The 26,993-nt window shown below is 29.2% G+C and carries 28 protein-coding genes and 1 tRNA gene; 11 read left to right on the top strand and 18 right to left on the bottom strand.

What is annotated here, in order from left to right; genetic code table 11:
• Positions 1-18: 18 nt before the first annotated feature.
• From pth to ACZ5RS_RS06040, 6 genes are all read right to left on the bottom strand, one after another.
• Positions 19-582, bottom strand: a complete 564-nt coding sequence (pth, locus tag ACZ5RS_RS06065) for an aminoacyl-tRNA hydrolase (RefSeq protein ID WP_464638419.1) — start codon at positions 580-582, stop codon at positions 19-21.
• A gap of 4 nt (positions 583-586) precedes the next feature.
• Positions 587-1,201 carry a 50S ribosomal protein L25 gene (locus ACZ5RS_RS06060; RefSeq protein ID WP_464638417.1) on the bottom strand — a complete coding sequence of 205 codons (615 nt, stop codon included), beginning with the start codon at positions 1,199-1,201 and terminating at the stop codon, positions 587-589.
• A 152-nt stretch (positions 1,202-1,353) separates the two neighbouring features.
• A tRNA-Gln gene (locus ACZ5RS_RS06055) sits at positions 1,354-1,425 on the bottom strand.
• Positions 1,426-1,498: 73 nt separating this feature from the next.
• The gene (gene spoVG, locus ACZ5RS_RS06050) at positions 1,499-1,765 is read right to left on the bottom strand and encodes a septation regulator SpoVG (protein ID WP_464638416.1); all 267 of its coding nucleotides are present in this window, start codon (positions 1,763-1,765) and stop codon (positions 1,499-1,501) included.
• A gap of 39 nt (positions 1,766-1,804) precedes the next feature.
• Entirely contained in the window at positions 1,805-2,656 is an 852-nt protein-coding gene (ispE, locus tag ACZ5RS_RS06045; protein ID WP_464638414.1) for a 4-(cytidine 5'-diphospho)-2-C-methyl-D-erythritol kinase, read from the bottom strand.
• Entirely contained in the window at positions 2,643-3,374 is a 732-nt protein-coding gene (locus ACZ5RS_RS06040) for a uracil-DNA glycosylase family protein (protein ID WP_464638412.1), read from the bottom strand. The genes ispE and ACZ5RS_RS06040 overlap by 14 nt, the downstream gene beginning before the upstream one ends.
• 99 nt (positions 3,375-3,473) lie before the next feature.
• Here ACZ5RS_RS06040 and ACZ5RS_RS06035 point away from each other — a divergent pair, with 99 nt between their 5' ends.
• From ACZ5RS_RS06035 to ACZ5RS_RS06010, 6 genes are all read left to right on the top strand, one after another.
• Entirely contained in the window at positions 3,474-4,229 is a 756-nt protein-coding gene (locus ACZ5RS_RS06035) for an HAD family hydrolase (protein ID WP_464638410.1), read from the top strand.
• A 111-nt stretch (positions 4,230-4,340) separates the two neighbouring features.
• Positions 4,341-6,056: an AMP-binding protein gene (locus ACZ5RS_RS06030; RefSeq protein WP_464638408.1), complete on the top strand. Its 1,716-nt coding sequence runs from the start codon at positions 4,341-4,343 to the stop codon at positions 6,054-6,056.
• A gap of 64 nt (positions 6,057-6,120) precedes the next feature.
• Entirely contained in the window at positions 6,121-7,413 is a 1,293-nt protein-coding gene (locus tag ACZ5RS_RS06025) for an amidohydrolase (protein ID WP_464638406.1), read from the top strand.
• Entirely contained in the window at positions 7,413-8,453 is a 1,041-nt protein-coding gene (gene mtnA / locus ACZ5RS_RS06020; RefSeq protein ID WP_464638404.1) for an S-methyl-5-thioribose-1-phosphate isomerase, read from the top strand. The genes ACZ5RS_RS06025 and mtnA overlap by 1 nt, the downstream gene beginning before the upstream one ends.
• A 185-nt stretch (positions 8,454-8,638) precedes the next feature.
• Positions 8,639-10,000: an NADP-specific glutamate dehydrogenase gene (gene gdhA / locus ACZ5RS_RS06015; protein WP_464638402.1), complete on the top strand. Its 1,362-nt coding sequence runs from the start codon at positions 8,639-8,641 to the stop codon at positions 9,998-10,000.
• A 170-nt stretch (positions 10,001-10,170) separates the two neighbouring features.
• Positions 10,171-10,554, top strand: a complete 384-nt coding sequence (locus tag ACZ5RS_RS06010) for a desulfoferrodoxin family protein (protein WP_464638401.1) — start codon at positions 10,171-10,173, stop codon at positions 10,552-10,554.
• 90 nt (positions 10,555-10,644) lie between these two features.
• Here ACZ5RS_RS06010 and ACZ5RS_RS06005 read toward each other — a convergent pair whose 3' ends face one another.
• From ACZ5RS_RS06005 to gltX, 6 genes are read right to left on the bottom strand one after another with little or no spacing between them, the layout of a single operon-like run.
• Positions 10,645-11,346, bottom strand: a complete 702-nt coding sequence (locus tag ACZ5RS_RS06005; protein WP_464638399.1) for an ABC transporter ATP-binding protein — start codon at positions 11,344-11,346, stop codon at positions 10,645-10,647.
• Positions 11,343-12,128: an ABC transporter permease gene (locus tag ACZ5RS_RS06000; RefSeq protein WP_464638398.1), complete on the bottom strand. Its 786-nt coding sequence runs from the start codon at positions 12,126-12,128 to the stop codon at positions 11,343-11,345. The genes ACZ5RS_RS06005 and ACZ5RS_RS06000 overlap by 4 nt, the downstream gene beginning before the upstream one ends.
• A gap of 3 nt (positions 12,129-12,131) precedes the next feature.
• Positions 12,132-13,094, bottom strand: coding sequence for an ABC transporter substrate-binding protein (locus ACZ5RS_RS05995; RefSeq protein ID WP_464638396.1), 963 nt, complete (start codon positions 13,092-13,094; stop codon positions 12,132-12,134).
• 45 nt (positions 13,095-13,139) lie between these two features.
• A complete protein-coding gene (gene tyrS / locus ACZ5RS_RS05990) occupies positions 13,140-14,399 on the bottom strand; it encodes a tyrosine--tRNA ligase (RefSeq protein ID WP_464638395.1) in 1,260 nt (419 codons plus the stop codon).
• A gap of 1 nt (position 14,400) precedes the next feature.
• A complete protein-coding gene (locus ACZ5RS_RS05985) occupies positions 14,401-15,723 on the bottom strand; it encodes a glycine--tRNA ligase (protein ID WP_464638393.1) in 1,323 nt (440 codons plus the stop codon).
• A gap of 1 nt (position 15,724) precedes the next feature.
• Positions 15,725-17,206 carry a glutamate--tRNA ligase gene (gene gltX / locus ACZ5RS_RS05980; protein ID WP_464638391.1) on the bottom strand — a complete coding sequence of 494 codons (1,482 nt, stop codon included), beginning with the start codon at positions 17,204-17,206 and terminating at the stop codon, positions 15,725-15,727.
• 325 nt (positions 17,207-17,531) lie between these two features.
• Between gltX and ACZ5RS_RS05975 the strand changes: the two genes are divergently transcribed.
• Genes ACZ5RS_RS05975 through ACZ5RS_RS05965 form a run of 3 tightly spaced genes read left to right on the top strand, consistent with a single transcriptional unit; the run spans position 17,532 to position 20,198 of the window.
• Positions 17,532-18,440, top strand: coding sequence for an ABC transporter substrate-binding protein (locus ACZ5RS_RS05975; protein WP_464638390.1), 909 nt, complete (start codon positions 17,532-17,534; stop codon positions 18,438-18,440).
• Positions 18,421-19,434, top strand: a complete 1,014-nt coding sequence (locus ACZ5RS_RS05970; protein ID WP_464638388.1) for a FecCD family ABC transporter permease — start codon at positions 18,421-18,423, stop codon at positions 19,432-19,434. The genes ACZ5RS_RS05975 and ACZ5RS_RS05970 overlap by 20 nt, the downstream gene beginning before the upstream one ends.
• Positions 19,431-20,198: an ABC transporter ATP-binding protein gene (locus ACZ5RS_RS05965; RefSeq protein WP_464638387.1), complete on the top strand. Its 768-nt coding sequence runs from the start codon at positions 19,431-19,433 to the stop codon at positions 20,196-20,198. The genes ACZ5RS_RS05970 and ACZ5RS_RS05965 overlap by 4 nt, the downstream gene beginning before the upstream one ends.
• On the opposite strand, the gene ACZ5RS_RS05960 is transcribed toward ACZ5RS_RS05965, so the two are convergent.
• From ACZ5RS_RS05960 to ACZ5RS_RS05935, 6 genes are all read right to left on the bottom strand, one after another.
• Complete coding sequence (locus tag ACZ5RS_RS05960) at positions 20,179-21,060, bottom strand: alpha/beta hydrolase (RefSeq protein ID WP_464638385.1); 882 nt, start codon at positions 21,058-21,060, stop codon at positions 20,179-20,181. The genes ACZ5RS_RS05965 and ACZ5RS_RS05960 overlap by 20 nt on opposite strands.
• Positions 21,061-21,127: 67 nt before the next feature.
• Positions 21,128-21,763: an RloB domain-containing protein gene (locus ACZ5RS_RS05955; RefSeq protein ID WP_464638383.1), complete on the bottom strand. Its 636-nt coding sequence runs from the start codon at positions 21,761-21,763 to the stop codon at positions 21,128-21,130.
• Positions 21,764-21,766: 3 nt separating this feature from the next.
• Positions 21,767-23,026, bottom strand: a complete 1,260-nt coding sequence (locus tag ACZ5RS_RS05950) for an AAA family ATPase (RefSeq protein WP_464638382.1) — start codon at positions 23,024-23,026, stop codon at positions 21,767-21,769.
• Between the two features lie 26 nt (positions 23,027-23,052).
• Complete coding sequence (locus ACZ5RS_RS05945; RefSeq protein ID WP_464638380.1) at positions 23,053-23,688, bottom strand: CpsB/CapC family capsule biosynthesis tyrosine phosphatase; 636 nt, start codon at positions 23,686-23,688, stop codon at positions 23,053-23,055.
• Between the two features lie 126 nt (positions 23,689-23,814).
• The gene (locus ACZ5RS_RS05940) at positions 23,815-24,186 is read right to left on the bottom strand and encodes a hypothetical protein (protein WP_464638379.1); all 372 of its coding nucleotides are present in this window, start codon (positions 24,184-24,186) and stop codon (positions 23,815-23,817) included.
• A gap of 7 nt (positions 24,187-24,193) precedes the next feature.
• Entirely contained in the window at positions 24,194-25,267 is a 1,074-nt protein-coding gene (locus ACZ5RS_RS05935) for a hypothetical protein (protein WP_464638377.1), read from the bottom strand.
• A gap of 224 nt (positions 25,268-25,491) precedes the next feature.
• Between ACZ5RS_RS05935 and ACZ5RS_RS05930 the strand changes: the two genes are divergently transcribed.
• Positions 25,492-25,800 (top strand): hypothetical protein, encoded by a 309-nt coding sequence (locus tag ACZ5RS_RS05930; protein WP_464638376.1) that lies wholly within the window; start codon positions 25,492-25,494, stop codon positions 25,798-25,800.
• Positions 25,801-25,981: 181 nt separating this feature from the next.
• Entirely contained in the window at positions 25,982-26,974 is a 993-nt protein-coding gene (locus ACZ5RS_RS05925) for an ABC transporter substrate-binding protein (protein ID WP_464638374.1), read from the top strand.
• Positions 26,975-26,993: the final 19 nt, after the last annotated feature.

The following is a 26,993-nucleotide window of genomic DNA, read 5'->3' as shown; positions in this document are numbered from 1 at the left end:
ACTTTATTACATAACTCTCTACTTAATCTTCACATTATATTGCTGCATTAGCTTATCAATAGACTCTCCATTTATCAAAGCCTTCAATGCTTCATTTGCTTTTTCTATGCCTTGATAAAATTGATCTTTGTTTTCTTCAACCCCTAATACATGCTCAACTACACTTTTACCTTTTTCTGGTCTACCAATTCCAACATAGATTCTAGTAAAGTCTTTTTCGCCTTTTAAGTTTTTAATTATACTTTTTAATCCATTATGACCAGCATCCCCTCCACCTTTTTTAATTCTAATAAAAGATAAAGGCAAATCCATTTGATCACAGATTACAATAATATCAGAAGATTTTACCTTTTTAAAATAACGTAAAATTTCTCCACTATTGTTCATATAAGTTAAAGGTTTGATAAATAAATAGGTATCATTTAAGGTAGTTAACTTAGCACTTTCATATAAACGAAAACAGCGCTTTTCCATCTTTAAATGAAAAAACGCTGCACATAATTCTACAACTTTGAATCCACAATTATGTCTAGTTTCTTTATACTCAGCACCAAGATTACCTAGGCCAAGTACTAATTTCATAGAATTATTCCTCTGTAGTTTCAGCTACTACTTCTTCAGATTCTTCTGCGTCATCAGCTTTTTCACTCTTAAGAGCTTTAACTGTAGCAACAGTATCATTTCCATCAGTTAAAATTTCAACTTTATCAGAAACAACAATGTCTTTTACTGATAAGTGTCCATTTAAATCAATTGAAGAAACATCAACTTTGATATCTGAAGGTAAGTCTTTTGGAAGACATTCAACTTCAACTTCATGTAAAACAACATCCAAAATACCACTCTTTCTACAACCAATAGGATTACCTTCGATTGTTAGAGGTACAAATGCACGTAACTTTTCACCACGAACTACTTCATAGAAGTCTACATGATGTACAGTATCTGTCATGATATTTTCTTGGAAAGATTTAACTAGAACTTCATGTTCATTTCCATCAACTTTTAATGTGATAAGAGTTGATTCTGAAATTGAGTTTAAAGCTAAAGTAAATTTATGTGCATCAATTACGATGTGCATTGGTTTTGTTTTACTTCCGTAAACAACAGCAGGGATTTTTCCAGCGCGTAATAAACGTCTAGAACCGGCACTTCCAAAATCGGAAGTACGAAGAGTTGCTTCAAAAACATGTTTTGACATTTTTTTCTCCTAATACTCTCATTGGACTTGATCCAATTACCATGGGATAAACACACTTAGTGTCAGTCGCTATACTATATGTATAGCAGTTATAGGTCAAGTAAAGAACCTTTAAAAATAAAAAAAACCTGCTAACTATAGCAGGCATTAGGCTGGGAAGGAGGGACTCGAACCCCCGGTGCCGGCACCAAAAACCAGAGCCTTAACCACTTGGCGACTTCCCAACAACACGAGGAAAGCTACATCATTTTTAAGAATTTGTCTAGCACTTTTTTAAAAAAAATATATTTTTTTATTTTATTTTTCCTCTTCAGCCTCTTTTTCATAGGCTTCTAAAATTTCATCTTGTAATTTATTTCTAAATTTACTATTGATTGGATGAACAATATCTTTGTATTCATTGTTTGCAGTTAATCGAGCTGGCATTGCAATAAATAGTCCATTCTTACTTTCGATAACCTTAATATTATGAACAACAAACTCATTATCAAAGGTTACAGTAGCGTAAGCTTTTAACTTACTATCACCATTAACAGTACGAATTCTAACCTCCGTTATTTCCATATCAATCTCCTTTTTTTGTTTCGTATTAACAATATTATATTAGATATTTGAGAAAAAACAACTCTTAGTATAGTTTTTATGCTTAAATTTCCTATAAAAAGTAAACTTTTGATAACAGTTATCCAATTTGTTATATACACAAAAGCAAGTCGAACCTGAACCACTTAAAAGTGAAAAACAAGACTCTTCACTTTTCATGGCTAATAAAATTTCACTATTAACAACTAATTCAAAATCATTATAAAAATTTTCTTTCCAAGAGCTAAGACCTTCATAAAAAATCTTAATTATTTCATCTTTTGTAGTTAACTTTTTTCTATCAATTGAATCTAATTTATCAAAGGCTCCTTTTGTACTAACACCAACACTTGGTTTTACCAAATAAATTCCATAATCAAAATCTGCATCAAGGGGAGTAATTATCTCACCTTGTCCTTCAACATAAGCAAAAGTAGTATCATAAAGGAAAAATGGTACATCAGAACCGACTTTTAAAGAAATTTCTAACAATTCATTATCTTTTAAAGCTCTATCTTTAAAACAATCATTAAGCATTTTTAGAACTGTAGCTGCATTACTGGACCCACCACCAAGACCAGCTTGTATTGGAATTTGTTTATCAATAAAGACTTTAATTTTTAAATTAATTTTAGTTTTTTCACACCAAAGTCTAATAGCTTTAGAAATAGAATCCTCCCCTTTTATTTCACAAGCTTCTAATCCTTTAATCTCAATATCTAACAAATCGCTTTCAAAAACTTCTATCTCTATAATATCATATAAATCAATTTTTGCAAAAATAGATTGAATATCATGAAAATTATCTTTCCTTTTTGGACCAATAGCTAGGTGTAGATTAATCTTGGCATATGATTTTTCACTTAGTTTCATTAAATGCTCCTATTTCTATCAATTGTTGTTCAGCTTTCTCTATCCAACCTTTATTAGCTAGAGGAGAGGCTGGAGATGGATGTAAAATTGAGTAATATGGTATTTTATCATTTTTTAATTTTTTTTCAGCATATTTTCCTATTCCAATAAGGCGTTTACATTGTAAGAGATCAATAGTATCGAAAAGATATTTATCACAAACACTATCTATCCTGACTCTTATTTCTTTTGGTAATTTATCAGGAGTAATATTTCTTGCAGTCTTAATAGGCGATAGAAATAATAGAGGGCAGTAATTAGCTATATAAAGGTGTCCTTTCATATCTTTAGCTTCACTATAATGAGATTTTATTAAACCCCAAAGTCTGAGTCCACTTATTTCACTTCTCTTAATTTCTAAGCCTTCAACTTTTCTATTAGGATGCTCTCTTTTAGGAGAATATATAGGTTTATTAATTTTTAAATAATCTTTTACTATATTAACCTCCCCAAAAGGGATTCCTGTTTGAGCCATTCCAAAAGGTCCTGGATTCATACCCAAAAATAGATTTTCTACAGGAGATACAGCATATTCTCTTATATATTCATTCATCATTTCTTTGGCATAAACTAAAGGATTATATATATAAATATCCTCATTAATATTCTCTTTTACTTTTTCAATTTGATTTGTAAATTCATCTGTTAGCTTTATTAATTGATTTGATACATTTTTCATATAATCAAATATATTCTATATTTAGACATAACAAAAGACTAATTACATATTTTTAATATATACTAGCTTATTTTGCTACCATACTATATTATGGGGGGTATGGATAATAATATTGATTTAAAAGCTATCATCTTTGACAAAGATGGGACTCTCTTTAATTATGCCTCTGTTTGGCATCAAGTTATTGAAGATTCAATTGATGAAGCTTTTAAAAACACAAATGAAAAAAGACGTGAAAAAAGAAAACGTAATCTAGTTAAATTATTAGGCATTGATGCTGATGGAAACACAATAGCATCAGGTGTTATTTTTTCACATAATAAATATAATATTACCAAAAAAGGCATCAGATATTGCATAACAAACCTAATGTTTCCTTCTACATTAGTAAAATGTACCAAAGAAATAATGAAATATAATAATATTTTTATTGAAGAAAAAATTAAAACAATGGACTTTTCTAAACAAAGAGCTCTTTTTCAAAAATTAAAAAAATTAGGATATAAAATTGCTGTTGTAACAGTTGATAATAGAATATCTGCAAATATTTTTCTTAAATATATGGGAATACAAGAATTCGTTGATTACACTGTAACAAAAGATGATGATATAGCACAAAAACCTAAACCAGACTCTTTTATACATTTCTGCAATATGTTTGATTTAGATCCTTCTCAAGTTGCTATGGTTGGAGACACAATAACTGACATGAAATATGCTAGAAATAGTAATGCAGGTTATAAAGTTGGAGTGTTATGGGGCGCTAATGATTTAGCGGGCTTAGAAAAATATGCTGATGTTATTTACCCTGATATATTCTATTTATTAGATGATCCTATAATAAATAAAAAATAAAATTTTATCTAATTATTTGTTTGTAGACAAACAATTAGATGTAGTTTTTTTATTGACAAAACAAACATTAATTGTCAATATATTATTAGTATTTAAAACTGAGGGAAAAATATGAAATATTCATGGGACAAGTATTTAGATCCTTATAGAGGAAAAACTTTTAATGGAGATTGGCCAACTTTAGCACAAATCTTCAATATCACATTAGATAAATTCCCAGACAGAATTTGTTTTACAAAATTTACACCTAACCGTTTCTCACTAACTTATAAAGAAGTTAATGAATATCTATTAAACATTAGCTCTTATCTAAGAGAAAAAGGGCTTAAAAAAGGTGATAAAGTTGCTATAAACGGTAAAAATAGTATCGAATGGGCAATTGCTTATTTAAGTGTCAATTTTGCAGGTGGGGTTGTTGTTCCTTTAGATAACCAACTCACTACAAAAAAAGTTCAACAATTATCTTCTTATAGTGATTGTAAATTCTTTTTAGCTGATAAAAACGTTTTAGAATCTTTAGATAAGTATGATGAAACATATCTAAAATCATTTGCACTTTGTATGACTCTCACAGGAAAAAGTGAAAATTATGAAGCTATGATGAATTGTAAAGCTAAAAAAATATTACCAGCAGAAAATGGCAATGAAGATGATATTGCTGCTATATTATTTACAAGCGGAACAACAGGAAATGAAAAAGGTGCTGTTCTCTCACAAAAAAATATTGTAAGTGATGTTTTCCAAGCAAAAGATGAACAATTCTTACAACTAGATGAAACTGATATTTTATATGCATTACTACCTTTACATCATAGCTACTGCTGTACTGCTGTTCTTTTAGTTTCAATTACTTTTGGATGTGAATGTGTATTTGGTCATGGCATTATTGTTTCAAGAATGATAAATGACCTAACTAGAGGTAAAGTTACAGTCTTTATGGGAATTCCTCTTCTATACAATAAAATATTAGCAGGTATGATGAAAGAAGTTAAGAAAAAAGGTTTCTTCACTAATGCTCTTGTTCATACTTTAATGTTTATAAATGGGTTCTTTAAAAAGTACTTTAAAGCAAATCCTCTTAGAGGGTTCTTTAACAAAAAACTTTTATCGAAAGTTGGTTTTGCTCATAATAGGATTTTAATTTGTGGTGCAGGTCCTCTTTCTCCTAAAGTATTTAAACAATATCAACAACTTGGTTTAGATTTTATTCAAGGTTATGGTTTAACAGAAACAAGCCCTATTTTAGCTTTAAATCCAATTTCTAAATTCAAAATTGAATCAGTTGGAAAAATCTTTAGATTAGTTGATGCCAAAATAATTGATGCTGATACAACAGGTGTTGGTGAAATTGTAGTAAAAGGACCAAATATCTGCCAAGGCTATTATAAAGATGAAGAAAATACAAAAAAACTATTTACTGAAGATGGTTATTTAAAAACTGGAGACTTAGGTTATCTAGATAAAGATAATTACTTATATCTTAAAGGTAGAGCTAAAAATATTATCGTAACTGAAGGTGGAAAAAATGTTTATCCTGAAGAAATTGAAGATTTATTCCAACTTCATCCACAAATTGATCAAATTTTAGTTAGAGGTTATCAAGAAAAGAAAAATGTACCTGCTGAATGTATTGAAGCTGTTATTTATCCTAATGAAGAATATTTCAAAAACAAAGTTGAAAAAATTGATGTTGAAATAGATGAAGTTATTAAAACAGTTAACAAAGAATTAAGTGGCTACAAAAAAATTGGAAAAGTTACAATTCTTGATAAACCAATGGTAATGACTAGTACTAAAAAAATTAAAAGAAATTTGATTAAAAAATAATATTTTTGTTAATAAATTAATAAAATCATCGACTTTATAACATTAAACGGTTATTCTTAATGTTATGAACACATTAATTAAAAATGCATTAATTCTCGATATGACAGAAAGAAATAAGTCATATCGAGGAGATATAAAAATTGAAAACGGAAAAATCAGCGACAATCCTTTGTTCCATGCTGATAGAGAAATTGATGCTACAAATATGATTTGTATGCCTTCTCTAATTAATGCTCATACCCACACTTCTATGGGGCTCATGAGAAACTATAAGGATACCGCTCCTGATTTAATGTCTTGGCTTAATGAAATTTTCCCAATTGAAGCACAATTAGAAGAAGAAGATATTTACTGGGCTTCTCAAATTGCTCTAGCAGAAATGATTAGCACAGGTTGTACAGCATTTAATGATATGTATTTCATAATGGAACAAACTTGCGAAGCAACTTATCAAGCAAAAATGAGAGCAAATATTGGAATGACTCTCTTTGGTTCTTTAAAAGATAACAAAGAAAGATTTAATCCAAGCAATAAAATAGCTGATAAATATTTAAGCAAAGCAAACGGATTAATAAAATTTAACGTAGCCCCTCATGCTATATACACTACCCCTTTAGAAACTTATCTATTTGCAAGAGACTGGATTCTTGAAAGAGGTGGAGATTTACATACTCATATGAGCGAAACCAAAACTGAAGTAGATAACTGCTTAAAAGAATTTGGGGAAACTCCATTAATGTATCTAGAGAAAAACAATGCATTAAAAGGAATAAAATCTGTACTAGCTCATGGAGTTTATCTAAGTGATGATGAAATAAAACTATGTAGTGATAAAGGTATTAGCATTGTTCACAACCCAAGTAGCAACTGTAAATTAGCTAGTGGTATAGCTCCTATTGCTAAATTTAAAAATGCTAATGTTAATGTAGCTATAGGAACTGATGGCGCTTCTTCAAATAATAATCTTAACATGATGGAAGAAATGCACTTAGCAGCAATGATTAGCTGTGTAAGTACTTTAAACCCTATTGCAACAACTCCTTATGATATTATTAAAATGGCAACACTAGGTGGAGCTAAAGCTTTATCAATCGATGATAAAGTAGGAACAATAGAAGTTGGAAAAGATGCTGATATTATTTTAATTGATACAAATAAGCCTCATTTAACTCCAATTAATGATCCATTCTCTGCTGTTGTATATAGTGCTCAAGGAAGCGATGTAGATACAGTTTTCTGTAAAGGTGAAATGCTAATGCAAAATAGAAAACTATTAACATTAGACATAGATTTAGCAATGGAAAAAACAAAACTTAGATGGAATAGATTATTATCTAAAAACAAAGAGGACAAATAATGCAAGAAGCTTTTAATACTTTAGAATTTAAAAATGATGAACTCTTATTAATAGATCAAAGATTACTACCAGTAAAGTTTGAAATCTTTGTTGCAAAAGATTATAAAGATATTGAATTTGCAATTAGAGATATGGTTGTTAGAGGAGCTCCTGCAATTGGTGCTAGTGCAGCATATGGAGTATATTTTGCTTTAAAAGAATTTATTTCTGATGAAGAAAAATTTCTTACCGCTTGTAAATTCATTGAAAATGCAAGACCTACTGCAATTAATTTAAAATGGGCAATTGATAGAATGCTCAAAGTTTATCAAGACAATAAAGAAACTAAAAACTTACTAAATATTATTAAAGATGAAGCTATACTAATTCAAGAAGAAGATATAACCACCAATAAAGCAATTGGAGAAAACGGTTTAAGTGTAATACCTCAAAATGCAAATATTTTAACTCATTGCAATGCAGGAGCTTTGGCAACTGCTGGATGGGGTACTGCAGTAGGTGTAATAAAATCAGCATTCTATGCTAATAAAAATATTTTTGTATATGCAGATGAAACACGCCCTCGCCTTCAAGGAGCAAGATTAACAGCTTGGGAATTAACTCAAGCAAAAATCCCAAGCAAACTTATTACAGACAGTACTGCTGCAACACTAATAAGAGATGGTAAAATTGATTTAGTTGTCCTTGGAGCTGATAGAATTGCAACAAATGGTGATGTTTGTAATAAAATAGGTAGTTTTGGCTTATCAGTTATTTGTAAAGCTTATGGAGTTCCGTTCTATAGTGCCGCTCCCTTATCAACAATTGATTTTACAATTGAAACTGGTGCAGAAATTCCAATCGAAGAAAGAGATAAAAAAGAAATAATTTTTGTAGGAGATACTCAAATTGCACCATTAGAAATGGATGTATATAATCCAGCATTTGATGTTACACCTCACCAAAATGTTACAGCTATTATTACTGAAAAAGGGGTTATCTACCCTCCTTTCAAAGAAAATATTTTAAAATTAAAAGAAAAATATATTAAACAATTTTAATTATAATTTTAATCTTATTAAAAAATTCTTTTTCACATTTGTGTTAAAGAATTTTTTTTATTCCTATAAGTTAAAAGAGTTAAAAATTACTCATTATAAAAATTCCTTTACCCCTTATTTAAATGATTTTATAATGTATATGTGAGGTAGTTAGTTATTTGATAGAAAGATAGGAGAAATTTGTAATGAACAAAGAAACTCAAAGAATTCTAAATTATGTACTTCAAAAAGATCCTGAGCAAAAAGAATTTCATCAAGCTGTAACAGCATTTTTAACATCCATAGATCCTGTAATTGAGTATGAACCTCAATACACATACCATAAAATTCTTGAAAGATTAGTAGAACCAGAAAGAATTATAATATTCCGTGTTCCCTGGGTTGATGATAATGGAAGATTACAAATTAATAGAGGCTACAGAGTTCAACAAAACAGTGCCTTAGGACCATATAAAGGAGGCCTTAGGTTCCACTCTTCAGTAAATCTATCAATCTTAAAGTTTTTAGCATTTGAACAAGTTTTTAAAAACTCCTTAACCGGACTTCCATTAGGAGGTGGTAAAGGAGGGTCAGATTTTAATCCAAAAAGAAAAAGTGATAATGAAGTAATGAGATTCTGTCAAAGTTTTATGACAGAGCTTTCTAAACATATTGGAGAGAATACAGACATACCTGCAGGAGATATGGGTGTTGGAAGTAGAGAAATCGGTTATATGTTTGGTCAATATAAGAGAATGAAAACTGAAGTTACTGGAGTATTAACTGGAAAAGGACTTTCTTTTGGTGGCTCCTTAATTAGACCAGAAGCAACAGGATATGGATTAATTTACTTAACTCAAGCTGTATTAGAAGCAGAAAAAGACTCTATAAATAATAAAACCTGCTTAGTATCAGGAGCCGGCAATGTTGCACAATTCACAATTGAAAAAATAAACCAATTAGGAGGAAAAGTAATTTCAATAAGTGATTCTAATGGAATAATTATTGATAAAGAAGGAATCACTAAAGAAAAACTTGAATGGATTAAAATTCTAAAAAATGTAAAAAGAGAAAGAATAATCAAATACAAAGAAAAATATCCAAACTCAATTTATATTGAAAGAACAGGCAAGGAAAAATTCAATGAATTATGGAATATTAAAGCTGATTTAGCCTTCCCTTGTGCAGTGCAAAATGAAATAAATCTTTTAGATGCGCAAAACTTAATAAAAAATGGAATAAAGTTAATTGCAGAAGGCGCTAACATGCCAACCTCACTTGAAGCCCATAGACTTATACTAAAAAGCCCAATATTGTTTATTCCAGGAAAAGCTGCAAATGCCGGCGGGGTTGCAGTTTCTGGACTTGAAATGAGTCAAAATAGTGAACACATTCCTTGGAGCAAAGAAGAAGTTGATACAAAATTACAAGATATTATGAAAAATATTTATAAACAAATCAGCTATGCAGCAGATAAATATAGCACTCATAATAATTTTACTGATGGAGCAAATATTGCAGGATTCTTAAAAGTTGCTGAAGCTATGTTAGCCCAAGGATATGTATAATATCCCTTAAAAAGATAAAATATCAAACTTTTTTACACAAAAGTAGATTTTTTTTAAAAAACTACTTGATTTAATTAGTATTTAGTGTTAATTAATAATTAATATCATTAGTAAATAGATATTGATTTTGTTAGAATTTATGTTATTATTAATAAACAAGGAGAAAAAAAATGAAAGAACAAGAATTTTACATTTGTAAACATTGTGGCAACATTATTGCTAAAGTACATGACTCAGGTGTCCCAGTAGTATGCTGTGGAGAAAAAATGACAAAACTTGAACCAAATACTGTTGATGCAGCCAACGAAAAACACGTTCCTGTAGTAAAAATAGATGGAAACAATGTAACTATTGAAGTTGGTTCTGTAGCTCATCCAATGACAGAAGAGCATTATATCACTTGGATTTATATCCAAACTGAACATGGCGGACAAAGAAAAAATTTAACTCCTTCTGATGCACCTAAGGCAACATTTGCATTAGCTGATGGAGATAAATTAGTAGCTGCTTTTGCTTACTGTAACTTACATGGTTTATGGGAAACAAGAGTATAATAATTAAATTTTAAATCCCCTCGTTAATAACAAGAGAATAAATTTAAAGTAAAAAAAGCTTGGTTTTGATTATTTCATAACCGAGCTTTTTTATTCTAATATTGCTTTAAGAATTTGATTTTCATAATAACCAATCTTTTCATCTGTTAATAACTTTTTATCTTTAACATCAATTGATAATTTAGGTCCTTTTGGATCCCCTAAACAAACAACTCTATCTCCCATTATCAAAGCATCTCTTAAATCATGAGTAACAAATAAGGTAGTTCTTGGATCACTATCCCATAATTCTTTAAATAAATTTAAAACATCATATTTTGAGCTAATATCTAAACCTTGCATTGGTTCATCCATAAGTATTAAATGAGAAGGATAAGCAAAGGCTCTAGCAATTGCAACTCTCTGTTTCATCCCTCCTGATAATTGATGCGGATATTTTGCTCTATCGTCAATTAAACCTACTCTCTCAAGATAATATAATACCCTATCCTTTCTTTCAGCAGTGTTAGGAATTGAATTTTTTAAAATAATATCAATATTACTAAAAGCTGTTTGGCTTTTTAATAATCTTGGTTCTTGAAATAAATAACTTACAGAGCCAATTTCACTTTCACTTTTTATTATTTGACCATTTAAAGGAGTTTCTAGTCCTGATACTAACTTTAATAAAGTAGTTTTTCCGCATCCAGAAGAGCCAACAATGGAACAAATAGATTTACTTTCGACATTTAAATTGAAATAATCAAATATTAATGAAGAAGAATATGAAAAGGATAAATCAACAATTTTCATTTTGCCTTTTTCTCCTTTATTCTCCTAGATGTTAACACAATTATATCTTCAACTAGATGAAAGATAAAATCTCCAATGGCAGATAAAAGAATAGCAATTAATGTCCAAGCTAGAACATCAGCTGTCTCTAATTGAATTTGAGCAAATTGCATTTTAGCACCAACACCAAATTTTGGAATTGTTAATACTTCGGCTGCAACTGTAACCTTCCAAACCATTGATAGAGTTTGTTTTGCGCCTAATGAAAAAGATTTAGATAAAGTTGGAATTATGTAATATCTTAATTTTTGAGCTTTAGTAAAACCATAGAGATAACACATTTGATCCATTTCTTTCTCTAAATGTTCTACAGCACCTTCCATTACCATAAACATCACAGGAAAACCCATTAGAAAAGATGAAAAAACAGGAACAGTACCAGTTTTAAACCAAATAAAAGCTAATAAGATAACACTCATTACTGGAGTCGTTTTTAAAACAGTTAATATTGGAGTCAAGAACCATCCTAAAGCTTTATATCGCCCTGCCAAAGTTCCAAAAATTGTTGCAAAGAACACAATTATAAAGAAACTTAACCAAGCTCTATAAACTGTAGCTAAAACATCATATAAGAAATTCTTTTCTCCAAACAATGTAAAAAGCCTCAATAAAACAGCGTGAACTGATGGCAATAATATTTGAGAATTTAATGCCATTGACGCTATTTGCCAAATTACAAAAAATAATAAAATAGCAAATATTATCACAAATGTTTTAATTAAGGCTTTTTTACTTTTATTCATTTTCTATAAATAGAATCCTTCATCAGGTATTTGTCCACCTACTGAACTAGGATTAAAGTTATATAATAAATCAAAATATGAAGATACTTGTTCTTTTGCTTTCTCCATATCGCTGTAAACCAAATTACAATTTGGAATTGCTGGTTCAGCCATTGCAGATGGCATAATATTTGTAGCTTCAATAGTCTTAGCAGCTTCGCTAGGATTAGCTAAAACATAAGCAACACTATCTTTATAAGCTCTTAAAATTGCTTTTAATGCTTGAGGATGTTCTTGTGCAAATTTATTTTGTACAACTAAAACTGTCATTGGATAATTATCAACCCCTGTTGTAGTTTTATAAACATCTTGTACATCTAGAACAACTTTTAAGTTAGGATTCTTTGATAAAACCATTGTAGTAAAAGGTTCAGGTAATAATGCAGTCTCAGCTTTATTTGCAATTAATAATTGAGCTAATTGAGCAGAAGATGTGATACTATAATCAATATCGAAATCTTCTGTTTTTAGTCCATTTTCACTAATCAACATACTTGCAATTTGATTTGGTGAAGAAGCTGGGCCTCCAGGTATTTGAATCTTTGTATTGCTCCAATTTGAAGAAGAAGATACTACACTTAACATCCCCTCTCCTATTACTGCAGCTAACTTGATATCTACACCTTTATTATATAAAACTACAGCTAATGTTGTAGGTAATGCTGCCACATCAACATCTCCATTAGTCAATTTTGCAACAACTTCATTTGGAGATGCATATACGCTAGTATTAACTATTACATCAGAATTAATTTTACCGTTATCTTTTGTGATCTTAGCACTAGAGAATCCAGTTGGACCTGCCATTACAGCAAGTTCAACATTTAATTTATTTGCCTGGTCAGCTTTTTCAAATTCTGCTTGAGCAAAAATTGTTGAGCTAACTAAAACTAAAACTAAACAAAATGTAAAAAGTTTTTTTGCCATTTTTACCTTCCTTTATCTAATTAAGATTAAAATCTTAATTTTAATTTACTTTACAATAATTCTAAAGAAACGTTTTTTACCTGCTTTTAAAATTAATTCTCCTTCATCATCTAATAACTTATCAGTTACAATGAACTTTAGATCAGTAATTTTTTCATTATTAATCACAGCCCCACCACCAGTTACTAAACGTCTTGCTTCACTATTTGAAGAAGCTAAAGATGTTGATGAGAAAAGAGTTAATACAGGAATACCTTCCTTTAATTTATCCATTTCAATTTCTAAGCTAGGCATACCTTCTCTTTGAGATAATGAAGCTGGAGCATTTGAACTGAACATAGCTTTTGCAGCAGTTTTTGCTTTTTCGGCCTCTTCTTGTCCATGAACAATTTTTGTTTGTTCATATGCAAGTTTAGCTTTTGCTTCATTAATATTAACATTAGGTTTTTCATATTCTGCAATTTCATCAAGACTTAAGAAAGTAAATAATTTCATAAATTTGATTACATCATCATCATTTACATTTCTCCAATATTGATAGAAATCATAAGGAGAATATAGCTCAGGATCCAAGAATACCGCACCCTTTTCACTTTTTCCCATTTTCTTACCATCTGCTCTAGTAATTAGGTTAAAAGTTAAGCCATAGCATTCTGCACCTTCTATTTTTCTAATTAAATCAATACCACTTACAATATTACCCCATTGATCATCTCCACCAATTTGAAGACGACAACCTTCTTTTTGATATAAGGTTAAAAAGTCATAAGATTGTAATAATTGGTAGTTAAACTCAATAAAAGATAAACCTCTTTCTAATCTTTGTTTATATGATTCAAAAGTTAACATTCTATTAACTGAAAAATGTCTACCAATTTCTCTTAAGAAATCAATATAATTCAAATTAGTTAACCAATCAGCATTATTTAACATTACTGCTTGGCCTTTATCACTATTACTTTGATCACCAAAGTCAACAACAGTACCTAATTGTTTTTTTATGCTTTCACAGTTTGATTGGATTTGTTCAGGAGTTAACATCTTTCTCATTTCAGTTTTTCCAGAAGGGTCTCCAATCATTCCTGTACCCCCACCAACTAAAGCAATTGGTAGGTGTCCAGCATTTTGTAAATGATGCATAGCAAAGAAAGGTACCATATGTCCAACATGAACACTTTTACCTGTTGGGTCTACACCTACATAGAACTTAACCTGTTCTTTGTCCATCAAATCACTTAAAGCATCTATATCTGTACATGCTTTAATAAACCCTCTATCTTGTAATGTTTGTAAAGCACTATTCATCTTATTTCCTCTTATAATTCTTTGTTGCTTCTTTAATAGTTTTTACTAAATCTTTTTTTGCAACTCTTACTTGTTCCATTGAGTCTCTAAATCTTAAAGTAACTGTATCATTCTCTTTAGTGTCATAATCTAAAGTAATACAATATGGAGTTCCAATTTCATCCATTCTTCTGTATCTTCTACCAATAGCGCCACTTTGATCATAGAAAGTTTTAAAATCAGCTCTTAATTCTTTTTCAAGATCTTGAGCCATCTCTGCAATACCATCTTTTTTAACTAAAGGTAATATAGCAACTTCTACAGGAGCAATTGCAGGATGGAAATGTAATACTGTTCTTGTATCTCCATCAATTTCTTCTTCTTCATAAGCATCACATAATGCCATTAATACGTTACGTGTTAAACCTGCACTAGTTTCTACTACATAAGGAATATATCTTTCATTAGTTACTGGATCCAAATAATCTTGCTTCTTACCACAGAATTTTGTGTGTTGAGTTAAGTCATAATCAGTTCTACTATGTACACCTTCTAATTCTTGCCATCCCATTGGGAATAAGAATTGAATATCATATGCATCTTTAGCATAGAAAGCTAATTCATCACTACCATGTTGATGCCATTTTAAATGATCTTTTTTAATACCCATTTTATCGTAGAAAGCCATTCTTTGTTCTCTCCAATAAGGGAACCATTTTTCATCTTCACCTGGTTTTACAAAGAATTGCATTTCCATTTGTTCAAATTCACATGAACGGAAAATAAAGTTTTTAGTAGTAATTTCATTTCTAAAAGATTTACCAATTTGAGCAATACCAAAAGGAACTTTAACTCTAGAAGATGCAACAACATTTTTAAAGTTTACGTAAATACCTTGAGCTGTTTCTGGTCTTAAATAAACTACTGAAGAAGCATCTCTATTTGCACCAATATGAGTTTCAAACATCAAGTTGAAATTTCTTGGTTCTGTAAAACTATCTTTATTGCCACAAACTGGACAAGGAGCATTTAAATCTATTTGGTCTGCTCTAAAACGGCTCTTACATTGCTTACAGTCAACCATAGGATCACTAAAGTTTGATACGTGACCACTAGCTTCCCAAACTTTTGAAGCCATAAGGATAGAAGCATCAATACCAACGATATTATCATGCATTTGAGTCATTTCTTTCCACCAGAAATCTCTGATGTTATTTTTTAATTCAACACCTAATGGACCGTAATCATAAGCTCCATTTAATCCACCATATATTTCACTTGATTGGAAAATAAAACCACGTCTCTTACATAATGATACGATTTTATCCATTGTTACTGCTGCCATCTTATAACTCTCCCTTTAGCATTTCTATAGCTCTTTCAATTCTCTTATAACATTCTTCTTTTCCTAATAAGTTCACAGTATCTTGCATAGGTAAACTTACAGTACTTGAGGTTAATGCTACTCTTAATGGAGTAAATACACCATTAACTTTTACTTCCATTGCATTTGCTATATCACTAATGCTATTTTCAATTTCCTCAAAATCTATATTATTATCTAAACCTTCTTTCAAAACTGCATATGCTTTAATTAAAGCTTCAGTAGAAGATTCTAAATCCATTTTCTTTGCTACAAACATTTCTTTTGGAGCAATTTCAGGTTCAACAAATAAAAAGCGTGATAAATCAACAATATCTGATAAAACTTTTAATCTAGGTTTAACACAAGGTATTAAATCATTAAGAATTTTATCTTGTTCTTCAGTAATTTCTTTATCAACAAAACTTTCTTTAACTAAATAAGGTAATACTTTTTCTTTAAGTTCTTGATCACTTAATTTTCTAATATATTGGCCATTAAACCAATCTAGTTTTTTATAATCAAATACACCAGGAGCTTTATGAATTTTATTAATATCAAATACTTTTTCTAATTCTTCCTTTGTAAAGAATTCACTCTTATCATCATAAGACCAACCAACTAAAGTTACATAGTTCATTAAAGCTTCAGGTAAATAACCTTTTTCTCTAAAATCCCTTACACTTGTTGATCCATGTCTTTTTGAAAGTTTTTGACCATCTTTACCCATTACCATTGGTAAATGACAATAAATTGGAGGTTCCCAACCAAAAGCTTTATATAAAATAACATGTAATGGGCCTGATGGAATCCATTCTTGTGCTCTCATGATATGAGTAATTCCCATTAAATGATCATCTACAACATTAGCTAAATGATATGTTGGAAAACCATCACTCTTTAATAAAATTGGATCAGGAGAAATATCTTTATTTTTCCTAGTAATATCACCCATTAATACATCATGAAAAGTAGTCTTTCCTTCAGTTGGAACTCTCAATCTAATAACAGGTTTAATTCCTTGTTTTTCGTATTCAGCAATTTCTTCTTTAGTTAAATGGCTACAATGACGATCATAACCTTGGGTAGAACTCTTTTTAGCTTTTTGTTCTTCTCTAACTTTTTCTAATCTTTCTGGAGTACAATAGCAATAATATGCCATATCTTTTTCTACTAACATCTTGGCATACTTTTGATAAAGATCAAAACGTTCACTTTGAATATATGGACCATATTCTCCACCAACAACAGGACCTTCATCCCATTCAATGTTTAACCATTTCAAAGTTTGATATAAATCATCTAAAGATTCATCACTATATCTTTCTCTATCAGTATCCTCAACTCTAAGTAGAAATTTTCCACCTTGAGCTTTAGCAAAAAAATAATTAAATAATGCAGTTCTAACTCCACCTATGTGCTGTAAACCAGTTGGAGATGGTGCATAACGTACTCTAACACTCATATAATTAAGAGCTCCTTTAATCAAAAACGTTTAACGTAAGATTACTAGAATTTAATAATAATGGCAACAATCGAAACAACATTATCGATAAAGGTTAATATAAATTATTAATAGAATCCCATATCTTTTATTTTAATATGAATTTAATAAATATTATTCTCTTATCACTTTATTAACTTATGATTATTAATCTATAATAAAAACGCAAATATGAAATAGGTGAAAATCCTTACAGACCAGCTACTGTTAAAGTCAGACCATTATTTTTTGCATAACCTACTGGACTTTAGGCTATGGCCAAAGTCTCCTATGAGGAGATATTTTTATGAAAAAAAGAATTTTACTCTTTTTAATTATTTTGCTATCAATTTCTTCTGTTTTTAGTGCAGGCACTAAAGAAGATTTTAATCCTTCAACAAGTATAGAATTTATTGATTCTTATAATAGACATGTTGAAATCCCAATTAATCCCTCTAGAATTATTTCCTTAGGCCCAAATATTACTGAAATAATTAGTGCATTAGATTTTGATAAATTAGTTGGCAGAACTGATTATTGTGATTATCCTGAAAAAGTTTCCACTATTGATAGTGTGGGAAACATAACAAATCCAAATATTGAAAAAATTATAGAATTAAAACCTGATTTAGTAATTGGATCAGCTCATTGCCCTAATGAACTATTAGAAACTCTAACTAATTTAGGAATTCCATCAATTGCCATCTATAATGATAACTCTTTTGAAGGTTCATTTAATATAATAAGAACAATTGGAGAATTAATTAACAAAGAAGATCAAGCTCAACAGATTATAAATGAAAACAGAACCCTTATCGACTCAATTATAAAAAGAACTGAAAACTTAGAAACCAAAAGTGTATATTATGCTTTAGGATTTGGAGAATGGGGTGATTTTACTGCAGGAGGAGATACTTTTATTGGAGAAATGTTTAATTTAATTGGGGCTAATAATATTGCAAACGATGTTAAAGGTTGGAATTATAGTTTAGAACAATTAATTGATGCTAACCCTGACATTGTAATAGTTTCAAAATACTATGATTCTAAAAATCAATTTATAAACACTAAACCTTATTCTTCTCTAACCGCAGTTAAAGAAAATAATGTTTACGAGATAGATAACAATCTTCTAGATCGACAAGGCGTTAGAAATGCTCAAGGTTTATTAGAACTTGCAAAAATAATATATCCAAATGAATTTAAAGAAGAATAAAAATATAATAATACTATCTTTATTAATTGTATTAGGAATTATAATAATCTTTTTATCAATTTCTAAAGGTAGTGTAAAAATTCCATTAAATGAAATTATATCTATCCTCACAAAAAGTGATAAGGTTTCAGATACACATAAATTTATTGTATTAAATTTAAGAATACCTAGAACAATAAGTGCTTTAATTGTAGGCATGAGTTTAGCAATTTCTGGGGCAATATTTCAAACACTATTTAAAAACCCTCTTACAGAACCATATCTATTAGGAATTTCCTCAGGAGCTGCATTAGGTGTAACAATTGCTAGTGTTTTTAATTTGTTAAAATATTTTAATGGAATTTGGGGCACTTTCTTCTTTGCTTCAATTTTTGCTCTACTAAGTGCTTTTATAATTTTTACTCTTGCAGGGAAAAATAGATCTTCCCTTTTAATACTTCTTTTATCTGGATTAGCAATCAATTTCTTTTTCTCTGCCTTAAACTCATTACTTCTTTATTTCAATAGAGATAAATTACAAAATATTATCTTTTGGCAAATGGGAAGTTTTAGCTTAAGTTCTTATGAAAAAATTCTTTATACCTTACCAATAATGCTTCTTTTAATAGTAATACTTTTATCAAAAACTAAAGAACTAGATGTTTTACTACTTAGTGATGATACAGCATTATCTATAGGCTTAGATGTAAAAAAACAAAGAGTAATAATACTATTATTAACAACAATATTAACAAGCATTTGTGTAGGTATCGCTGGAGTTATTGGTTTTATAGGACTTGTAATTCCACATATAGTAAAACTAGTGTTTTCAATAAAACACAAAACAGTCCTTCCCTTATCTCTTTATCTAGGAGCAATTTTTACCCTTTTATGTGATGTAATTGCGAGAACTGCAATCGCTAATACTGAAATTCCTATAGGGATTATTACCTCTCTATTTGGAGCTCCATTCTTCTTATATATATTAAGAAAAACAAAGGCAAATACACTATGAGTATAGATATTAGTAAATTAGATTTTAAATATCCAAACAATCAAATTTTTTCAAATATTAGCCTAAGTTTTAATGAAAAAAAACTTCATGGAATTTTAGGCCCAAATGGATGTGGAAAAACAACTTTGTTAAAAACAATTTTAAAACTTCTTAAAGTAAAAAATGATTCTATATTTATAAATAATGAAGATATAAACACCCTTAGTAGAGATAATTTAGCAAAAGAAATTGCATATGTAGAACAAAGTTCAAAACAAATTCCAAACATTAGTGTAATTGAATATATTAATTTAGCTAGATATTTATATTCTGATTTTAATAAACAAAATAATCCAATTATAAATAATGTAATTGAATTATTAAAAATTAATAATTTAAAAAACAAGAATTTAACTCAATTAAGTGGTGGAGAATTACAAAAAGTTGTAATAGCTAGAGCTCTAGCTCAAGAAACTAAAATAATACTATTAGATGAACCTACAGCTAATTTAGACCCTTTGCATCAAATTGAAATTATGAATTTATTAAAAGATTTAGTAAATACAAAAGATTTAACAATTATCACAACCTTGCATGATATAAATTTATCTCTGCAATATTGTGATGAAATTGTATTAATAAAAAATAATATAATTACTCAAGGTTTAACAAATGAAGTAATAAATAAAGAGAATATTAAAAAATATTTTAACCTTAATAGTCAATTTATAAATAATCCACTTACTAATACTCCATTTGTATTACTTAATCAAGAAAATATTTAACAATAGTATCGTTACATAAATCTCTTTTTTCTTTAACTTTGTAATATTGGCAAAGGTGAGTTACCCCTTCAATCTCTAAGATTTCTAAAGGACTTTTAACCTTAGATTTCAAAAATTTATTAATTTTTTTATTATCTACTGAAGAATCATACTCTCCTAAAATACAAATAGTTTTTGAGTTAATCTTATTTAAACTATTTAGAGCTGTCTCTCTTAACTTATTTAACTCCAAAATCATATTCAAATTTATATATGACCAATAATTTTCTCCTAAAAATGCATCATCCTTTTCATCTCTTTCACAAATTCCCCAAAAATCTTTATCCATTTTCCAAGGTTGTACTACTTCATCTTTAAATAATCTTAAAAGTAATACTTTTGTTTTATTAAAGCCTTTTAATGCAAAAGCAGGAGCGATTAAAGCTAATTTTGTAACATCAAATTCTTTAGCTACTATTGTTGCTATTAAACCACCCATTGAGTGTCCAACTACATAAACATCAGAATATTCTTTCTTTAAATATCCAATTGATGATCTTGCTGTAGCTAACCAATCTTCACCATTAGTATTTAAAAAATCTTTTTTTCCAACACCATGACCAGGATATCTAGGACAATAAACATCAAACCCTGCCTCATATAGTTTTTGACCAGGGAATATCATCTCCCCAGGATATCCTGTATATCCATGCAAAAGCAAAACAGCAACATCATTTTTTACTTCATGTACCATTTTCCAAGGTGTTGCACACAAAACAGGCATGCTTTTTTCCATATGATAATAAGGTTCTAATAAATCATATAAAGGTTCTGAGCTTTTTAATCTCTTATATCCATCGCATTGTTTTAAGATTTCATTCATATATGTTCCTTAAAAAAATAAAACTATCTTAGTTTTTCTAAAATAGTTTTATAAGTTAAAAATTAAATTACATTCCAATAGTTCTTTGGTTCTGCGTAAAGTTAGCTTTACCACAATTCTCAATTATAGCCAAATGTAAATTAATATAATTTATAGCCGGTAATCCTAAAACAGATTCAACCGCTTCATTGTAAGATCTAGCATTTCTATTTGCATCATTATCTTTTACACAAATCTTTTTATAAAAGTCTAAACCAGTAGTTCTAAGATATTTTGCTGTATCTTCAAATTCAGGGATTTCTTTTTTAATTGCATTAACAATACTTGAACTATCATTAATTAAACCATTAGCTGATCTGAAATGGAATAAATACCAAAGACTAATTCCAGGATTACTCCAACAAAGATTTACTTTCTTTTTCTTTGCAATTGGAATAAATTCTTTTACCCTCTTAACATCAATATCTAAGTCTTCAAATGAGAATACTAACCACACTTCACTAAATTTACCATGCATTTTTCTTCTAGAAGTATATGAAATTAACTTTTCTAAATCAGTTACATCTTTTGCCCATTCAACACTAAGATTTGAATATCTAGCATCTTTTCTTACTTGGGAGAAAAATAAAGCTTCTTTTTCGCTTGCACATACTATCAACATAGTTTTTCTTGGTGAATTGTTTTTTCTTTTTCTCTTATTCATAGCTTATTTTTCCTCCTCTTCTTCTTTATTTATAAAATAGAAATCACTTAATAAAGGAAGAGCACCAAAAGCTCCATGCATATATTGTTCACTTGTTAAGTCTCTACTTCTTGAGAATCTGAAATCTGCTAAGGAATAATATACTGTTTCACTTTTTTCATTCTTTTGTGCAAAATAAACACCGTCTCTTCTTAATAAGCCTGGAATTAATAATGCGGGATTACAATCAACAGCTAATAATTGTGAATATGTTGTTTTATTACAATCTTCAAAAATTTCTATTATATGTTTTAAAACATATGGGTGTAATAACATACCAAAGTCATCAATAATAATAGTCTTTGGTTGAATAAAGCTTTCAAAGAAAGCAATACCAATTAAACAAAGTCTTCTTAGTGATAAGCTCTCTAAAGAATAATATGTAGCATAAGACTGCATTACATTAGTATGAGAGAAAACCAATCTATTATTCATTATTTGAATATTTTTAATATCTGTAATATCTAAAGCCCATAAGAAATTTATTAATTGTTGAACCCAATCTGGATGAGCAGTAATTTGATCCATAATGTATTTCTCACTAATAGCAGAAACACCCATAGGTAAAATATTTAAATTATTTTCAAACCATTCTTTTACTGGTGTTGTAGTTTCACTACCTTTGATTGCAGCGGAACTTAAAAAAGAATGTTTCTCATCAATCTTTTTAATTAATCTCTTTTTCTCTCCTCGATACATTTTACCGAAGCGATATTTATAAGAAATTGGTGAGTCTTCATCAGCTAATGGATCAACAACTTCACTTCTTTCAAACATTAATTTTTTACTTCTGTTGAAAACAAAATATAATGATTCATGAGTAATCTTTTTATTATTAGCAGAAAAAGAATAAATACCAATAATAGAAGGTTCTTCATCAATATTATCTAAATTCCCTTTTTCCAATAAAAACCTAATGGTAATTGTACAAGGTGTATTCTTCTCTCTTGTATAAGCAAAACTAGTACCGGAGAGTACTTGTAATGGATTCTCCACTTCATCACTGGCACAAATAATACTCTTTAACGATTCTAAAGCACGTACAAATGAACTTTTTCCTGCTCCATTAGGTCCAATTATAGCAGCACTTTTTATTAAACTAAGCGTATCATTAACTTGAAAGATTTTCGAATCAGAAAATCTTTTGTCTCTTAAGGCTTCAAACGAAATCGTCTGGGTATCTTTTACAGATTTAAAATTTGCAATGGACATGTTTAATAACATGTTAAATCCCCCTTCGGCTCAAACTATTAAATTATTATTTTTTCCATTCTTTCAACAAGATATGGATATCTTCCAATTTGCTCTAAATAAATTAATGGCAATTTAAAATTACCATGATTATCAGTAGCAATAATATCTGCTATTTCTCCTTCAACATATTCAATAGCTTTATTGTTAGCTAAAGAAGAAGCATTAACTTGAATATATACACCCATATCTCTAAGTTTATCTAAATCAGCAGATCCTGCTTTTAAATATGGGTATCTTTCCACATGGGCTAATATTATTCTAAGCCCAGTTTTTATCAAAGCACTAAATTTATCAATATAACCATTAGGTGGTAAAGTTGTTGGTAATTCTACCAATTGATATTTTGAAGCAATTGGAATCCCAACAATTCTTGATTGATTAAAATAGTAATACTCAGAACCAATAATACATTCTATATTAAAGTTAGAAGCTATATCATTTACCTTATTAAAGGTATCTTTAATATCAGCTATATTAGTTCTTACATAAGGATTATAGATATGAGGAGTACACACAATTTTTGAGAAGCCTGCTTGAGAATAAACTTCAAGCATCTTTTCAACTTGTTCAAAATCTAAAACTCCATCATCAATATTAGGAAGTATATGTGTATGAAAATCTATAAAACCCATAAACAAAGTATATCCTAATTTGTCAATAAAGTGAAGAATAAAAGTAAAGAAGTATAAAAATAGGCTATTAATAAAATTAATAGCCCTAAAATTGTGTTTTTAATAAGAAAACTAAACAAAGATTATCTAACTAAGAAATTGTGCCCCAATTTCGTTCCAAAAGGGCTTTATTTCACTTCCAGATACTATTAAAGAGGGAAAGCCTTTAACACTTTTATGATCAAAAAGCCAATTAAAAACTAAATCCTTTTCTAAGTAGTTCAATCCATCAATAACAAAGACTTGATCAAAAGCTTCACTACTGACCCATCTTTTTATCTGAGAAAATGCATTATCAACTTTTGTTGATTTATATTTCTTAATAACAATTGTAGGAGTTGGAAAAACAACTAAAGAATTTGAAAAATCAATAATTCCTATTTTTCCATCTCCTTTAAAATTTTCAAAAACACTTTTTGCATCAGCATTTTCTATAACATAAATTTCATTCTTCTGCATAATATTCCTAATTATTAATTTGATTTTGAGCTACATCATCACTATATCTATATTTTTCCATTCTAGTGATTTGGTTGTAGGCATCAACATTGCTATAATAATTATATACTTCTTTCATTCTTGCAATAGCTGCATCTCTATTTCCTAAAGCTTCGAGTAATAAAGCTGAGTTATAACCAGCTTCAAACATATCTGCAGAGTCCCAAGCCTTATTAAAGTTATCATATGCAACCTTTAATGCACCTTGATTAACAGCATTCATACCAGCATCAAAATATGGGTTACCACTCTTATTTTTCTTTAAAGTAATATGAGTTGAAATAAATTGAGGGGACAAATCTTTTACGATTTGTTTTTCACCAATTAATAAAGCTCTCTTATATAAGTTTTCCATTGAAGGAAGATTTACTAAATTATCTTTATAATCTACTTCATTATCTATTGTTTGGCTAAATGAATTTGATGCTAAGATTTCACCAGTATTTATATCAACTACTCTATAACTATAACTTACAATAGCTTGTTGCATAATTGTAACTTCTCTTTCAGTAGATTCTATATATTGTGGTTGAGTTGGATCTGTTGCATATGCTGGGTTAACTATTAATTTATAATCACCAACTATAGGATATTCTTGATAATTAAAAGCATCTATTTGACTTACTAATAAAGCTTGAATGCCTAAATTTCTAAGTTTATCTAAAGAATTAACTCCAAATTTTAAACTATCAATATATACATCAGTAATAGCAGGTTTAATTATATTAAAATAGGATGTTTTATATAAATCAATATAAAGATTATCTGTAAAATCTTCAGCAACATTACTTGCAATTCTTCTACTATATCCAGAGAATAAAACATCTTCAAAATCATCATAACGAACTGTTACCATTTTACCTGAAAAAGGAGGAACTGTTTCAACACCCATTGATGCAATTGCTAGATTTTTATATTGAGTCAAATCATATTTTGCTGGTTTTAAATATGATACAGTAACTGTAGTAGAACAGGCACTAAACATAATTAAGGTAGATATTAAAACAAATAGTGTAACAGTAATTTTCTTTAAATTTTTCATAAATTCTCCTATATAAAAAACATACTATATTTATAATACAATTCTATACTAAAAAGATTACAAAAAAAACTTTTTTTTCACTTTTATGTAATATTTTTAAAATTCAATCATTTCATGCATAAAACAACAAAATCATTCAATAAATTTATCATTTATTTATTGACGAGTTTATACTACTAATTTATCATAATTTTAGAGACTAATAAAATAATGGAGATAAAAGTATGGAACGCGACGAATTCGATGATGAATTAGATCTTGAAGAGGATAGATACTTCAATGATTTAGATTTTGATGATGAAGAATTCATCGAAGATTTAGACGCTCCGCCAGTTGGGGACTTTGATGATGATGAATTATTAGATGATATAACTGACGATGAAGACTTAATCAATGATAATTTCTTATTCGGCGATGATGAGAATTACGAAGATGAGTTAGACGAAATAGAAGTTGATGTTGACGACGACGATTTTGATGGCAACAACTTCGAAGATGATTTCTTTTCTAAAGATGAAGATTGGGAATTGTAAACAAAAAAAGGCCTTAGGGCCTTTTTTATTTTCCCCTTCACAATTCATTAACACTCTTACATAAAAGCAATTCAAGTTATATTGCATATTGTTTGAATATTTTTACATTTTTTGCATATTTCAATTTACAAAGTACGATTAATGTTGTATATTAGCACTCATAATCGTAGGAGAGAAAGGTATGAAAAATCGCAAAATAATATCATTATTATTAATTTTAGGCTTAGTTTCTTCGAGTATTTTTGCTCAAGGAAGTCAAGAACAGGTAACTAATTCAAATGTTAAGAAAATTGGCGTTTCAAAATTATTACCACACCCAGCATTAGATGCTGTTGAACAAGGTGTTCAAGACTATCTAGCAACAACTGACTTAGAAGTTGAATATAATTTCCAAAATGCGAACGGAGATATCTCTACTGCTGCTTCAATAGCACAGCAATTAAAAAGTGAAAATTGTGATGTAGTATTAGGTATTGCTACTCCTTCTGCTCAATCTCTTGCAAACGTATTTACAGATATTCCTGTTGTATTCGCTGCAGTAACTGACCCAGTAAGCGCTTCATTAGAAGGTGGAAACATTTGTGGTGTTTCTGACTTAAACCCTGTTTCAGCTCAGATTAAATTATTAGTTGATTTAACTGGTGCAAAAACAATTGGTAATGTTTATGCAAGTGGTGAAGCAAACGGCGTTGTACTTATGGAAATGGCTAAAGAAGCATGTGAAGATTTAGGTATTGAATTTGTTAGTGCTGCTGTATCAAATACAAGTGAAGTTAAAATGGCTGCTCAATCAATCATTGATAGAGTTGATGCTATCTATGTAGCAACTGATAACACTGTTATTTCTGCTGTTGCAAGTATTGATGATGTTTGTACAAAAGCAAATAAACCTTATTTAAGTGCTGACCCAACAAGTACAGGAGAATTAAATTGTCTTGTTTCTTGGGGATTTAACTATTATAATCTAGGAATACAAACTGGTAAGGTAATTGAATCTTGTTTAAATGGAACTGCTCCATCTGAAATTGGTTCAGTATACCTCACAAATCCATCTGATTTTGAACTTTGGTTCAATCTTGATGTTGCTAAGAAACTAGGCGTTACAATCAGTGACGAATTACTAGATTCTGCTGCAGTTATCATCCAAGATGGTGTTAAAACTAGCAAAGAATAAATATTTTTTATTTATCTTT

Source organism: Pleomorphochaeta caudata (assembly GCF_055395745.1).
Note: the sequence above shows the minus strand (reverse complement) of the source record. Positions and strands in the feature narration are given on the sequence as shown.